At 49.5% G+C, this 13,856-nt stretch carries 11 protein-coding genes; 10 read left to right on the top strand and 1 reads right to left on the bottom strand.

Going from position 1 to position 13,856, the window contains the following annotated elements:
* Window positions 1-196: 196 nt before the first annotated feature.
* Window positions 197-1,300, bottom strand: coding sequence for a YrpD family protein (locus SACSAC_RS27355; protein ID WP_051507322.1), 1,104 nt, complete (start codon window positions 1,298-1,300; stop codon window positions 197-199).
* A 286-nt stretch (window positions 1,301-1,586) separates the two neighbouring features.
* Here SACSAC_RS27355 and SACSAC_RS22160 point away from each other — a divergent pair, with 286 nt between their 5' ends.
* The 10 genes from SACSAC_RS22160 to hemA all read left to right on the top strand — a co-directional run bounded on the left by SACSAC_RS22160 (window position 1,587) and on the right by hemA (window position 13,845).
* On the top strand, window positions 1,587-1,910 hold the full coding sequence (locus SACSAC_RS22160; RefSeq protein WP_037290449.1) for a hypothetical protein: 324 nt from the start codon (window positions 1,587-1,589) through the stop codon (window positions 1,908-1,910).
* Window positions 1,911-2,427: 517 nt separating this feature from the next.
* On the top strand, window positions 2,428-3,270 hold the full coding sequence (locus SACSAC_RS22155; RefSeq protein WP_037290446.1) for a hypothetical protein: 843 nt from the start codon (window positions 2,428-2,430) through the stop codon (window positions 3,268-3,270).
* A 281-nt stretch (window positions 3,271-3,551) separates the two neighbouring features.
* Window positions 3,552-4,856 (top strand): trigger factor, encoded by a 1,305-nt coding sequence (gene tig, locus SACSAC_RS22150; protein ID WP_037290441.1) that lies wholly within the window; start codon window positions 3,552-3,554, stop codon window positions 4,854-4,856.
* Window positions 4,857-5,074: 218 nt separating this feature from the next.
* Window positions 5,075-5,665: an ATP-dependent Clp endopeptidase proteolytic subunit ClpP gene (clpP, locus tag SACSAC_RS22145; RefSeq protein ID WP_037290439.1), complete on the top strand. Its 591-nt coding sequence runs from the start codon at window positions 5,075-5,077 to the stop codon at window positions 5,663-5,665.
* A gap of 19 nt (window positions 5,666-5,684) precedes the next feature.
* Complete coding sequence (clpX, locus tag SACSAC_RS22140; protein ID WP_037290437.1) at window positions 5,685-6,941, top strand: ATP-dependent protease ATP-binding subunit ClpX; 1,257 nt, start codon at window positions 5,685-5,687, stop codon at window positions 6,939-6,941.
* A 160-nt stretch (window positions 6,942-7,101) separates the two neighbouring features.
* Window positions 7,102-8,244, top strand: a complete 1,143-nt coding sequence (gene ispG / locus SACSAC_RS22135; protein WP_037293518.1) for a flavodoxin-dependent (E)-4-hydroxy-3-methylbut-2-enyl-diphosphate synthase — start codon at window positions 7,102-7,104, stop codon at window positions 8,242-8,244.
* Between the two features lie 177 nt (window positions 8,245-8,421).
* Window positions 8,422-10,800, top strand: a complete 2,379-nt coding sequence (gene lon, locus SACSAC_RS22130; protein ID WP_037290434.1) for an endopeptidase La — start codon at window positions 8,422-8,424, stop codon at window positions 10,798-10,800.
* Window positions 10,801-10,903: 103 nt separating this feature from the next.
* Window positions 10,904-11,587 (top strand): ribosome biogenesis GTP-binding protein YihA/YsxC, encoded by a 684-nt coding sequence (gene yihA, locus SACSAC_RS22125; RefSeq protein WP_037290431.1) that lies wholly within the window; start codon window positions 10,904-10,906, stop codon window positions 11,585-11,587.
* 178 nt (window positions 11,588-11,765) lie between these two features.
* A complete protein-coding gene (locus tag SACSAC_RS22120; RefSeq protein WP_037290429.1) occupies window positions 11,766-12,353 on the top strand; it encodes a hypothetical protein in 588 nt (195 codons plus the stop codon).
* A gap of 136 nt (window positions 12,354-12,489) precedes the next feature.
* The gene (gene hemA / locus SACSAC_RS22115) at window positions 12,490-13,845 is read left to right on the top strand and encodes a glutamyl-tRNA reductase (protein WP_037290427.1); all 1,356 of its coding nucleotides are present in this window, start codon (window positions 12,490-12,492) and stop codon (window positions 13,843-13,845) included.
* Window positions 13,846-13,856: the final 11 nt, after the last annotated feature.

The raw sequence follows: 13,856 nt of genomic DNA, 5'->3' as shown, positions 1-13,856 counted from the left end.
AAGGTTTTCTGATTTTTGTTTACTTGACTGTCATACAGCTACTATAGATCTTTGAAGAAGCGAGATTCTTGTGTTTTTTCATATTGAGGACTTTAAATCCTGAGCGAGACTCTTTTGAATAGTTAAAGACATGTTGTGGTGAAGAGGAGCTTATCATTTCTAACGAAATTTTATCAAATAAAGTTGCGTTATATGCTCAAAAAGGATATTTATTGGAATCTACATCTATTGTAACTGTATTTGAACCGTCACGTGTCACATAGGCATGGTCTTGGGAAGGGGTACCAAAATAAGAACTTGGAACTAACGTATTATCGAGTTTTATATTACTGAATATTCCTTTGTTTTTGCCCGTGTTATCGTTAGATACAACTGTAGATACTAGTTTCCAATTGGTTATAGAAGTAACGCCTATCTTACTTGTTTCTAAGATAGTAGTCAGGCCAGTGTCTACAGGGTTTTTACATTCAAAGTCACCACAAATCGCTGTTCCGCTTACTTGAAGTCTTGCTTTACCCGTGCCTGCATAATTGTAATAAGTTCTTGTATTGACTGTTTGATTTGAGTTAAAACCATTTAGGTTGTAAGTTTTGTCATATCCATCAAGAAGTTTAATAAGTTTGTTACTCAATACTTTGCCGTTAACCCTGACTGTAGCAAACGCTTGCCATGCAGTTTCGCTTTGATACTGTCCTCGTCCCTTCACTTGCATTAATCCTATATCCACCTGAGTATCGTTGTTGCTTGCATTAAAGCCGGTATAGTTATAAGCAGCAATTTTAGGAGCAACTTCGTTGTCAGCAGGAACTTTAAGGTACATGCTTAAATTAGAGTTAGTATTCCCATTTGGCTTTATGAACACACGGCCACCAACTCCATCTGTAATAAAGTCAGTTTGATCAGTCGGTAAAGCGTTGATGCTTAAATTGTTATCATCTTGAGGCTTAAGATCTAATATCCTCAATTGAGGTTTTTCTTCCACTGGTTGAGTATATTCATAACTAGGCTCAGTCTCATTTGAAGAAAGATATACATATTGATAAATTTCATTTTTTGCAAGTGATTTACTTGTTGAATCGATTCCATTTTCTGAGGGTTTTTCGTTTTCTAAGGCTTCGATCTGGGTTTCCGCGTTAGCAATTAATTCGTTAATTACAGTCTTAGTAAAAGAACGATCACTCTCATTTATTACCTCAACATTGCTTTCGATTTTTGTAACATCGTTCGGACTGCCTGCAAATGACGTTAAACTAGACAACAAGAAAAAACTAGATACTGTAGCGGTGATAACTTTCTTCATTTTCTCTCCTCCTTTATTGTAGAAAAGTTTAACTTAACCTTTTCTATCACATTAATGAAATATAATGTGTCTATATTTATATAAACATCATTAAGGGATTATAGTAATTTTTTTTAAAATATGGTTTATATGATTTTTATTTCAAATTTCACATAAAAGTTTTTTATCATGGATTTTAAGATAATTATAGTCGCCGTTGCTTTTCCTCACGCGTTAGTGGCGTTGTCTTGTTCGACAGAAACAAGCCTGTTAAACTCCGTTCACCATTCTTAAAGGAGTCGTGAACATGCTTAACTTCCGCAACCAACCCAAACTTGTCCAGCACTTGGCACAGGTTCTTTCTCTGGATGTCGCGCCACTAGATACTCTCTTCGATACGTTCCCGACAGCCGAAGACGTTCTTCATGCCAAGCCGTCTATACTTGCCACAGCTTCCGGACTTTCGCTAGCTCAGGTTAAGTCGCTACGCAGCGCTGTATCTCTCACGTGCCTTTCGCCTACAACCCATTCTCTAGTACAAAATCCCCAGCATGTGTTCGACGTTCTTCGTCCAAAGCTTGCCTTGTCCAACAACAAACTTGATGAAAGCTTCAACATCGTCGGAACGTAGTAGGTGAACTTGACCTGTCCTTTGCCCGGATTCTTAGGGTCTTTTGCTACACACTGACCGCTTCTGGACGTGGTGACTTTGATCCTTCCCTTTTTGCCCCACTTGGAGGTGAGAGCAGAAGTCTTACCTTTTGGGTCGCTGGCTGTGTTGTTCAGTCCGGCAGGGCCTGACTTTGGATATTCCACGTTGCATGTTTCCATACCGACTCTTGTGACACTAACCCAACGTAGCTAGCATTTAGGCAGGCATATTTTCAAAAAACTTGTCTTGCAGTAAAGAGCGAGTCTTTTCGTCCATCTATTCTTTCATCTAATAGAAGGATATTTAGCCAGAAAAGACGCGGTAGGAAGCAATCGCGATTCGCTTATGCTATAATTGACGCTCATCCTTCATTGTGAGAATCACGAACGGAAGTTGGCCTGCGGGAGAGGGGGAATGACTTATCGACCAGACGCGAAAGGCAGGCGTTGTACTGCTTCCGAAGACGCTTGATCATTATCAGGAGCAGATTACCCGGATGCTTGAGAGCGAACGTTACGGAGAAGCGATGGAAACATTGGATTTTCTGATGGGCTGCGAAGGGCAAGACGAGCAGCGACGTCAGGAGTGGAGCACTCTGCTTGAATGGCTGCGCGTGGCTTTTCCCGGAGGCGCTCAAGATGCCTATGGCAACGAAGCGGCATTGGCCGGGGAAGAACCGGAGAGCGAGGCGCAGGTTCTCAAGCGTCGAACGATTGAGAAGCAGCGGGAAAATGCGGGGTATACATTTGAGCTGGTTCGCAGAGTAACCGAAGAACCGCTTACGGAACGCGGACAAATTGCCCTGGAGCAATTGGCTTATCTGGAAGGCGCCGAGAGTGATCGGCTGCTGATCGAATGGTTGCAGGCGGGAGAACTGCATCCCTTGCTCCAGTTTCGCGGGCTTCAGACGCTTAAGCGCCGCGGGGCATCGGGACCGGTCCGCCTTCCCCGCGAAGGCATTTCTTTGGAGCTGGAAATCGAACGGACGCCGTTGTCCCCGGGAGATTTTCCTTCCGCGGTTGACGAAGTGTTGGAGCGCGTATCGGATCAGACGGATAACGAGTCGCCTTCCATGTTCTATTTTGCCCGTGAATTATGGATGCAATTTATGATGGCGACCTACGGAACCAATGATTACGTCATGTTGATCCGCGGGGAAGAAGGAGAGTTGGATGCTTGGGCCGCAGCGCTTCATGCACAAGCATCGGAGGCATTGGGCGGCGATGGAAACGCAGAGCAAATCCGCGATGCCTACGGCATTACGGGAGAACTGCGTTTCCGCTGCGAGCGTGCTGAGCGGACGCTTCGTGCATTTACGCAAGGCTCTTTGATTCGCTAATCTGCGGGGAAACGGTTACTTTTTTGGCGTTAAGCCTGTGGATTTGGCAGTGGAGTGGCGTTGATGCTTGAAATCCGCCGGGAATTTGGTTATGATGGTATGGTTGTTGCGAGCGTGAAAGCAGTACCCTGTCAACGCTAAAAGTAAGGTTATGTTCAAATGAAACGCACCTGAAGCGTGTGCCGTTCATTCAAACATAATTCCGCGAGTAAGAATTGACAAGGTAGTAGTATGTTAAATTAACTTAATTGATAGCTAATTGTTGGAGGGGAATACTCAATATGACAGCAAGTTGGGAAAAAACGGAGAAAAACCTTGGCGTTCTCGAAGTTGAAGTATCGGTAGAACGCGTTGAAGCCGCACTTGATAAAGCATTCCAAAAAGTCGTAAAGAAAGCCAACGTTCCGGGCTTCCGCAAAGGTAAAGTACCGCGGTCGATCTTCGAAGCGCGTTTTGGCGTGGAAAGCTTGTACAATGACGCGATCGACATTCTGCTGCCGGAAGCTTACAGCGAAGCCGTAGAAGAAGCGGGAATCTTCCCGGTTGATCGTCCTGAAATCGACATCGATCAATTTGGCAAAGGCCAAACGATGAAATTCAAAGCCAAAGTTACCGTCAAACCGGAAGTTAAACTGGGCGAATACAAAGGCGTAGAAGTACCTGTATCCGAAGTTGACGTGACGGACGCGGAAATCGCGGAAGAGCTTGAGCGTCTGCAAACTCGCCATGCTGAGCTGATCGTCGTTGACGAAGAAGCGGCAGCGAATGGCGATACCGTATCCATCGACTTCGACGGATATGTAGGCGACGAAGCATTCGAAGGCGGCAAAGCCGAGAACTATGCACTTGAACTTGGATCGGGTTCGTTCATTCCAGGATTCGAAGAGCAAGTTGTAGGCATGTCGACTGGCGATTCGAAGGACGTTAACGTAACGTTCCCGGAAACTTACCATGCAGCTGAACTGGCTGGCAAAGAAGCCGTCTTCAAAGTTAAACTGCATGAAATCAAGCGCAAACAGCTTCCTGAGCTGGACGACGAATTCGCAAAAGACGTAAGTGAATTCGACACGCTGGACGAATACAAAGCAGATCTGAAGACTCAAATCGCAGATCGCAAAAAACGCGAAAACGACGCAGCTCGTGAAAACGCGGTTGTTGAAGCCGTAGCAGCAAAAGCGGAAGTTGAAATTCCGGAAGCGATGATCGAAGGCGAAGTTGAGAACATGATGCGCGACTTCGACAACCGTCTGCGTCAACAAGGCATGAACCTGGAAATGTACACAAGCTTCTCCGGTCAAACGGTTGAAGACCTGCGTGCACAAATGAAGTCCGATGCTGAGAAGCGCGTGCTGAACAACCTGGTTCTGGAAGCAATCGCAAAAGAAGAAAACATTTCGGCATCCGAAGAGGACATCGAAAAAGAACTTCAAACGATGGCTGACATGTACAAACGCAGCATTGACGAAATCCGCAGCATTCTGGGCGCGAACGGTTCGCTCTCCAGCTTGAACGATGAAATCACTCTGCGCAAAACAATCGAATTCCTGCTTGAAAACAGCAAGGAAGTCGCAGCATCCGCTGAGTAAGCAATAGCTTGACTTGCATAGGCAAGGCACGTATGATCTTATGCGTGCCTTGCTTTTTTATCTTTTTCGATTCGAGGATTCATGTTCTTGCGCCGAAAAATGACATTGGCATTTGAAAATGGTAAACTAGAGGCATAGGATAGAAGCAAGTACCTTGTTAACTCTTGATAGCTTGCTTTACCTCCATACACTGTCCCAATGAAAGCGAGGTTGATCGCATGAATTTAGTCCCTACAGTTGTTGAATCAACAAGCCGCGGCGAGCGCTCTTACGATATCTATTCGAGGCTCCTGAAGGATCGGATCATTCTGCTTGGCGATGCGATCGACGATCACGTAGCCAATCTGATTATTGCGCAATTGCTATTCTTGGCAGCGGAAGATCCCGAGAAAGACATCTACTTGTACATTAATTCCCCCGGTGGTTCTGTGACTGCGGGCATGGGTATATATGATACAATGCAATACATTAAGCCGGATGTATCCACGATTTGCGTCGGTATGGCAGCGAGCATGGGATCCCTTCTGTTGACAGCCGGAGCGCCGGGCAAGCGTTTTGCGCTTCCGAACAGCGAGGTCATGATTCATCAGCCGCTCGGCGGTGTTAGCGGACAAGCTTCGGACATTTGGATCCATACGGATTGGATCATCAAGACGAAGCAGAAGCTGAATAAAATCTATGTGGATACGACAGGTCAGCCCCTTGAGAAAATCGAGCGGGACACGGACCGCGACTTCTTCATGAGTGCCGAAGAAGCGAAGTCTTACGGACTGATCGACAAAATTCTTGAGCGACCGATTAATTCTTAATCCTCGAAGGGGTGGTTAGATGTTTAAATTCAACGAAGAAAAGGGTCAGCTGAAGTGCTCCTTCTGCGGTAAGACGCAAGAACAAGTACGGAAGCTCGTTGCCGGACCCGGCGTATATATCTGCGACGAATGCATCGAGTTGTGCACGGAGATCGTAGAGGAAGAACTGGGCCATGAAGAAGAAGTGGATCTGAAAGATATTCCGAAGCCGCAGGAAATCCGCGCGATCCTCGATCAATACGTAATTGGACAAGACCAAGCGAAAAAATCGCTGGCCGTTGCCGTTTATAACCACTACAAGCGCGTTAACGCGCAAAGCAAATCCGAAGACGTGGAATTGTCGAAAAGCAATATCATGTTGATCGGTCCTACCGGTTCGGGTAAAACGCTGCTTGCGCAGACGATGGCTCGTATCTTGAACGTACCGTTTGCGATTGCGGACGCGACATCCTTGACGGAAGCCGGCTATGTCGGTGAAGACGTCGAAAACATCCTGCTGAAGCTGATTCAAGCAGCCGATTACGATGTGGAGAAAGCCGAACGCGGCATTATCTATATCGATGAAATCGATAAAGTGGCACGCAAATCGGAGAACCCTTCGATTACCCGCGACGTATCCGGCGAAGGCGTGCAGCAAGCCTTGCTGAAAATTCTTGAAGGTACGGTAGCTTCGGTTCCTCCGCAAGGCGGACGTAAGCACCCGCATCAAGAATTCATCCAAATCGACACAACGAACATCCTGTTCATTTGCGGCGGTGCATTTGACGGCCTCGAACAGATGATCAAGCGTCGGATCGGCAAAAAAGTCATCGGTTTCAACGCGGAAGGCGAAGGCCAACGCGAATTGAAAGCAGGCGAATACCTGATGATGGCGTTACCGGAAGACTTGCTCAAATTCGGTCTGATTCCGGAGTTCGTCGGCCGTCTGCCGGTAATCTCGACATTGGCTCCGCTGGATGAAGAAACGCTGGTACGCATTTTGTCCGAACCGAAAAACGCCCTGACCAAGCAGTACAAAAAGCTGCTTGAAATGGATAACGTAAACTTGGTGTTCGAAGATGCGGCTCTGCTCGCGATTGCCGAAGAAGCAATCAAGCGCAAAACCGGTGCACGCGGTTTGAGAGCGATCATCGAAGGACTGATGCTCGACGTCATGTACGAAGTGCCTTCGCGCGAAGACGTGACCGAATGCGTCATTACCGAGAAAGTCGTCAAGGAGAAGGTTGTTCCTGAACTTGGCGAAGGTAAAAACAAAAAACGGGAAGAGAGCGCCTAAAGCGTCCTCTTTTATCGCATAGGCCTCATGCCGAGCCGGTCAACCCTACATGGTTTGGCCGGTTTGCTATGAGTGTGTTAAACAGGTAAACGATCCAATGCCGCATCAAGCGTCCGCAGTGGACGACATCTTGCTTTTTCCGATTTGGAGGTCGAATGAAATGTATTTAAGACATCAGACACGGCCCGTAAAGGTGGGCAACCTGGTTATCGGCGGCAGCGATGAAGTGATTATTCAAAGCATGTGTACAACCAAAACGGCCGACGTCGAAGCGACAGTAGCCGAAATTCTTCGTTTGGAAGAGGCGGGTTGTCAGGTTGTGCGGGTTACCGTCAACAATGACGAAGCGGCTGACGCCATCAAAGAAATCAAGAAACGGATCAACATTCCGCTGGTCGCCGATATTCACTTCAATTATAAATTGGCGTTGAAAGCGATCGAGAACGGCATCGATAAAGTTCGCATCAACCCGGGTAACATCGGGAAGCGCGAAAAGGTCGAAGCTGTTGTTAAAGCCTGCAAAGAAAAAGGAATACCGATTCGCATCGGTGTCAATGCTGGCTCGCTGGAAAACCATTTGCTCGAGAAATACGGCTATCCGACTGCGGATGCCATGGTGGAAAGCGCGCTGTTCCATATCGGCATTCTCGAAGAGCTGGACTTCCATGATATCATCGTTTCGCTGAAAGCTTCCGACGTGCCGATGGCCATCGAAGCTTATGGCAAGGCTGCGCAGGTGATTCCTTATCCGCTGCACCTGGGTATCACCGAAGCCGGCACACTCAATGCCGGAACGATCAAAAGTTCCGCCGGGATCGGTGCGCTGCTTTCGATGGGAATCGGTTCGACTGTGCGGATCTCGCTCAGTGCCGACCCGGTAGAAGAAGTGAAGGTTGCTCGCGAACTGTTGAAAACATTTGGGCTGATCACGAATGCGGCAACGTTGGTTTCCTGCCCGACTTGCGGCCGACTCGATATCGATCTGTTCTCGATCGCGAACGAAGTCGAAGAGTATATCTCTCAGATCAAAGTTCCGATTAAAGTTTCGGTGCTAGGTTGCGCGGTTAACGGTCCTGGTGAGGCTCGTGAAGCGGATATCGGCATTGCGGGTGCTCGCGGCGAAGGGTTGTTGTTCCGCTACGGCAAAATGATCCGTAAAGTCCCGGAAGCCGATATGGTAGAGGAACTCAAGAAGGAAATCGACGCCATTGTCGTAGCCTATGAAGCGACAGGCAGAATCCCGGGGCGCGAAGAACGACATCAACCGAAAGCTGCGCAGGTTAAAGCTGAAGCGGCACAGTAAGCACGTGATTGTGAACGAACGTACAGGCGGCATACGGGGTGAGCCCGGCATGCCGCCTTTTTTCGCAATAAAAAGCTTTCGCTTTTGGTAGTCGCCGTAGCGATATGCTACACTTAACACACGCATAAACATTGTATATTGCATATGCACGATAAGCCTTTTGGAGGTGTGAAAACGATGGGATTGAGCAAACAGAAAAACCGCCGTTTTCCGTTGCTGCCTTTGCGGGGACTTCTCGTCTATCCGAGTATGGTGCTTCATTTGGATGTTGGACGGGAACGCTCGGTCAAGGCGCTGGAAAAGGCAATGGTCGACGATCATTTGATTCTTCTCTGCTCGCAGTCCGAAGTGAATATCGAGGAACCCGAGCAGGATGATATATTCCGAATCGGAACGGTTGCCAAGGTGCGACAAATGCTCAAACTGCCAAACGGCACGATTCGCGTGTTGGTTGAAGGATTAGAGCGTGCAGAAGTGTTGGAGTTCATTGAGGAAAACACGGAGTTCTATGAAGTGTATGCCCGTGAACTGGCTGAACCCACAACGGAAGATCCGGAAGTCGATGCGCTGATGCGCACGGTATTGACCCAATTCGAGCATTACATCAATTTGTCGAAAAAGGTAACGCCGGAGACGTTGGCTGCGGTATCCGATATTGATGAGCCCGGGCGACTGGCCGATGTCATCACCAGCCATCTTCCGATCAAGATCAAGGACAAGCAGGCGATTTTGGAAACCGTCGAATTCCGTCCGCGCTTGGAAAAGCTGCTCGATCTGCTCAATAATGAACGCGAAGTACTGGAGTTGGAACGCAAAATCGGCCAGCGCGTGAAGAAGCAGATGGAGAAGACGCAGAAGGAATATTACCTGCGCGAACAAATGAAGGCGATTCAAAAAGAACTCGGCGAGAAAGACGGCCGTGCCGGAGAAGTCGAAGAACTGCGGGAGCAGCTTGAGAACGGCGAATTCCCGGAGAAAGTCCATGAACGAATCAAAAAAGAAATCGATCGACTGGAACGCATGCCGACCAGCGCGGCCGAAGGCGGAATCATTCGAGGCTACGTCGACTGGCTGCTGGCGCTTCCTTGGAGCAAAGAAACCGAGGATGTGTTGGATATCGTTCGGGCTGAAGATATTCTGAATGAAGATCATTACGGTCTGGAAAAACCGAAAGAGCGCGTATTGGAATACCTGGCCGTGCAGCAGCTTGTCAAAAAGCTGAAAGGTCCGATTCTGTGTCTCGTCGGGCCTCCGGGCGTGGGTAAAACATCGCTGGCCCGCTCTATTGCCCGCTCGTTGGGACGGGAATTCGTGCGCGTTTCGCTCGGCGGCGTGCGCGACGAAGCGGAAATCCGCGGTCATCGCCGCACTTACGTCGGCGCAATGCCGGGCCGCATTTTGCAAGGCATGCGCACGGCAGGCAGCTCCAATCCGGTGTTCCTGCTTGACGAGATCGACAAGATGGCTTCCGATTTCCGGGGCGATCCGTCTGCGGCATTGCTTGAAGTGCTTGATCCCGAGCAAAACAACACGTTCAGCGATCATTTCGTTGAAATTCCGTATGATCTGTCTAAGGTGATGTTCGTGACGACGGCGAATATGCTTCAGGGTATCCCTCGTCCGCTGCTGGACCGGATGGAGATCTTGAACATTCCAGGTTACACGGAGCTGGAAAAGTTGGAAATCGCGAACCGTTACCTGCTGCCGAAGCAGAAACGCGAGCATGGCTTGAATGAAGAACAGTTGGATTTGCCGCAGGAAGGCCTGCTGCAAATCATTCGAGAATATACGCGCGAATCGGGTGTCCGGAATCTGGAACAACAGATTGCCGCGATTTGCCGTAAAGCGGCTAAATATCTAGTATCGGGAAAAAGTGAACGGATCGAAGTTACGAAGGACTCGCTCAAAGAATACTTGGGCAATCCAAGATTCCGTTATGGGTTGGCAGAAGCCGAAGATCAGGTCGGCAGCGCAACAGGTTTAGCCTGGACAGAAGTCGGCGGGGAGACGTTGACGATCGAAGTCAGCGTTCTGCCGGGCAGCGGAAAGCTTACGCTCACCGGCAAATTGGGCGATGTGATGAAGGAATCCGCACAGGCGGCCTTTAGTTATACGCGTTCGCGTGCAGAGCAGCTTGGCATCGACGGCCAGTTCCATGAGAAGAACGACGTGCATATTCATATTCCGGAAGGCGCAGTACCGAAAGACGGCCCGTCTGCCGGCATTACGTTAGCGACGGCGCTGATTTCGGCACTCACCGGCCGAGCGATATCGAAAGACATCGCCATGACGGGAGAAATCACGCTGCGCGGACGGGTACTGCCGATCGGCGGCCTTAAAGAAAAGTCGCTTGCGGCGCATCGTGCAGGATACAAAAAAGTGCTGTTGCCTGCGGATAACGAGCGAGATCTGCGCGATATTCCGGACAGCGTAAAAGAAGCCATACAGTTTGTGCCGGTATCGCATATGGACCAAGTGTTGGAACATGCGTTGATGGCCGAGGTCATGCTGCCGCCTGCGGCGGAAGCATCCGAGATCCAAATCGAAACGCATTGATACCAAGCTCCATGCAAAGCGAATCGAATATTGAAGTTGCGAGGACGGAAAAGCGATCGGTTTGCGAGTCGCTTTTCCACGTCCGAGAGAGGAATTTTCAAACATGAATGTAACAAGCTCTGAATTTAAGATCAGCGCGGTCGGACCGGCGCAATATCCGGTGGACGGTTTGCAGGAAATCGCGTTGGCCGGACGTTCCAATGTCGGTAAATCCTCGTTGATCAACCGTCTTTTGCGTCGTAAAAACCTGGCTCGAACCAGTTCCGTTCCGGGTAAGACGCAGCATATGAACTACTATCTGATCAACCAATCGTTTTTCTTCGTCGATTTCCCGGGCTACGGTTTCGCGAAAGTGTCGAAGCAGCAGCGCGAAGTGTGGGGTCAGATGATCGAGCGCTATATGCTGGAGCGCGAGCCGTTGAAGCTCGTGCTGATGGTCGTTGATCTTCGGCATCCGCCGAGCAAAGACGATGTCATGATGTACGAGTGGTTGACCCATTACGATCGCCCGATCTGCGTGGTGACAACCAAAGCGGATAAAGTTCCCAAGACCCGTTGGCAAAAGCATGCGAAAGTCATCAAGCAGGACTTGGGCATGCGTCCGGGTGATCCTTTTGTCATGTTCTCGTCCGAAACGGATATGGGCAAGGAAGAGCTGTGGAAGATCATCGAAGATCATCTGGGCGAGTTGAAGACGCTTGACCAACGCGCGGCGGAAGCGGAAGCGGAGTTCGAAGCGAGCGGTAATGCCGAGGATGGCGTAATCGAAGACGAAACGGCAGAATAAAGAGCAATAAGAAGAATGAGTATTGAAGCGCTTACAAAAAGGCTGTAAACAGTCTGATATCCTTGAATTCAAGCGAAAGACGGCTCCGGCGACGGGGCCGTCTTTCTATGTAAAGCGGGTATAATAAAGGTAGACGTATCCATATTCATCCCATCCTTAGGAATCGAGGAGATCCGCTATGGCGCAGCGATTAGCTACGGAATTCGTGAAGGCCCGTTTACTGCTGCCGGAAAGCCAGATGTCGAGGTTCATGCAACACATTCAAGATCCGCGGATTCATTATCGGGTGCGGGTGCTGGACGGCGGAAGCCGGGAGATCGTGCTTGAGGACGAAGGCGGCGAGGAAGTCAGGCTTCCTTTTGATCGCCGACGCAATCTGTTTGTGTGTGAATTGTCTTTTCGCCTTGTCAATCCGCGACTTACGCATCTCATTCGCCAACTGTTTGTTGCGTTCAAAGGGGACGGGATGGTGCGAAGAATTTATCCGGGATTTGTGATGCTGGACTTCTATGCGGAAGGCTCCGTGCGCCGGATTATCGAACTCACGCCGGGAGCGAGCCGCCTTGTATTCGAGCATCGCGATCAGATTCCGGAGCTTGAATATCGATTCGCTTCGACCGATATTGAATATGAGATTGCCTGCGTCCGCATGCAGGTAGACCGTTTGTTGGATTGGCGTCTTGCCGCCCGGAATATCGAAGAGATCGAACAAATTGACGAACTGCTGCGTGAAGAGGCTTTTCGTTTATTCAGGTTGGAAGCATAAAATTGTTAACGAACATCGAATATTCATAAACATTTCATTTAATTTGTCAAAATGCAGGAAGACGTTGTGATATACTTTATATAGTTTGTAGGAATGTTTATTTGGCAGCAATCTCAGATCAGGCGGTGAAACAGTTATGCACATCATGGTAGTCGGATTGAATTACCGAACGGCTCCAGTCGACATCAGAGAACGGTTTGCGATTGCGCAAGAGGACCTTTCGGAGGCGCTGTATCGGCTGAAAGAAACGAAAAGCGTCCTTGAAGGCGTAATCGTGGGCACCTGCAACCGGACCGAATTGTACGTCGTGGTGGACCGGCTGCACATGTGCGCTTTTTATATTCGCAATTTCATGGAGCAATGGTTCGGCATTCCGAAAGCCGAATTTACGCAACATCTTTATATGCACGAGGACGAGCGCGCGGTCGAGCATTTGATGAAAGTCGTTTGCGGACTGGATTCGATGGTGCTCGGCGAGACCCAGATTCTTGGGCAGGTGAAGCAAGCGTTCCTGACCGCGCAGGCGGAGAAGGCGACCGGAACTTGGTTTAATATGTTATTTAAGCAGGCCGTAACGCTGGGCAAGCGCGCGCATTCGGAGACTTCGATCGGCGAGAACGCCGTTTCCGTAAGCTACGCGGCGATCGAGCTGGGCAAGCGAATTTTTGGTATGTTTACCGATAAGAAGGTACTGATCCTCGGCGCGGGCAAAATGAGCGAGTTAACCGTGAAGCATCTGTATGCCAGCGGAGCGGCGCAGGTCATTGTAGCGAATCGTACGGTAGAAAAAGCGCGCGAACTGGCCGGCCGCTTCAACGGAGTGCCTTGTACGCTGGAAGAAGGCGTCGCGATGCTGGGCGAAGTGGATATCGTGATCAGTTCGACCGGATCTGCCGATTACGTGCTGACGCGCGAGCAGGTGAAGACTTTGGCTGCGGCGCGCCGTTCGCGTCCGCTGTTCATGATCGACATCGCCGTTCCGCGCAATATCGATCCGACGATTGCCGAGCTTCCGGGCGTATTCCTGTATGATATCGACGATCTTGAAGGCATCGTGGAGAGTAACATGGAACTCCGACGTGCCGAAGCAATCAAGATCGAACGTATGATCGAGCAGGAATCCGACAACTTTTACGGTTGGCTGAAGACGCTGGGCGTTCGTCCGGTCATCCGCGCACTCCAGGAGAAAGCGACGGATATTCACCAGGAAACGCTGGAAAGTTTGTTCAACAAGCTTCCGGAACTGGACGAGCGTCAACGCAAAGTCATTAGTCGGATGATGAAAAGCGTCGCCAACCAGATGATGCACGATCCGATCAATCGGGTCAAAGAAATGGCAGCGGACAAAAACGGTGCCGAAGCCGTCGATATGTTCACCCAAATTTTTGCGTTGGAGTCCAGAATCGAGCAGGCGGAAGCGGCCGTAATCCGGGAGTCGGAAAAAAAGACGGTGGACATCCCGGCTTTTGCTTTGCGTCCGGCAGCCCTCTAGGTAGGTGAACG

It is taken from the genome of Saccharibacillus sacchari DSM 19268, assembly GCF_000585395.1.
Lineage (GTDB): Bacteria > Bacillota > Bacilli > Paenibacillales > Paenibacillaceae > Saccharibacillus > Saccharibacillus sacchari.
The sequence above is the reverse complement of the archived record's forward strand: the minus strand, read 5'-3'. Positions and strand labels throughout refer to the sequence as shown.

Coding starts and splice junctions, on each gene's coding strand:
- SACSAC_RS22120 (WP_037290429.1), top strand. CDS start 11,766: ATGGCGCAGCGATTAGCTACGGAATTCGTGAAGGCCCGTTTACTGCTG.
- ispG (WP_037293518.1), top strand. CDS start 7,102: ATGTATTTAAGACATCAGACACGGCCCGTAAAGGTGGGCAACCTGGTT.
- lon (WP_037290434.1), top strand. CDS start 8,422: ATGGGATTGAGCAAACAGAAAAACCGCCGTTTTCCGTTGCTGCCTTTG.
- yihA (WP_037290431.1), top strand. CDS start 10,904: ATGAATGTAACAAGCTCTGAATTTAAGATCAGCGCGGTCGGACCGGCG.
- clpP (WP_037290439.1), top strand. CDS start 5,075: ATGAATTTAGTCCCTACAGTTGTTGAATCAACAAGCCGCGGCGAGCGC.
- clpX (WP_037290437.1), top strand. CDS start 5,685: ATGTTTAAATTCAACGAAGAAAAGGGTCAGCTGAAGTGCTCCTTCTGC.
- SACSAC_RS27355 (WP_051507322.1), bottom strand. CDS start 1,300: ATGAAGAAAGTTATCACCGCTACAGTATCTAGTTTTTTCTTGTTGTCT.
- SACSAC_RS22155 (WP_037290446.1), top strand. CDS start 2,428: ATGCTTGAGAGCGAACGTTACGGAGAAGCGATGGAAACATTGGATTTT.
- SACSAC_RS22160 (WP_037290449.1), top strand. CDS start 1,587: ATGCTTAACTTCCGCAACCAACCCAAACTTGTCCAGCACTTGGCACAG.
- hemA (WP_037290427.1), top strand. CDS start 12,490: ATGCACATCATGGTAGTCGGATTGAATTACCGAACGGCTCCAGTCGAC.
- tig (WP_037290441.1), top strand. CDS start 3,552: ATGACAGCAAGTTGGGAAAAAACGGAGAAAAACCTTGGCGTTCTCGAA.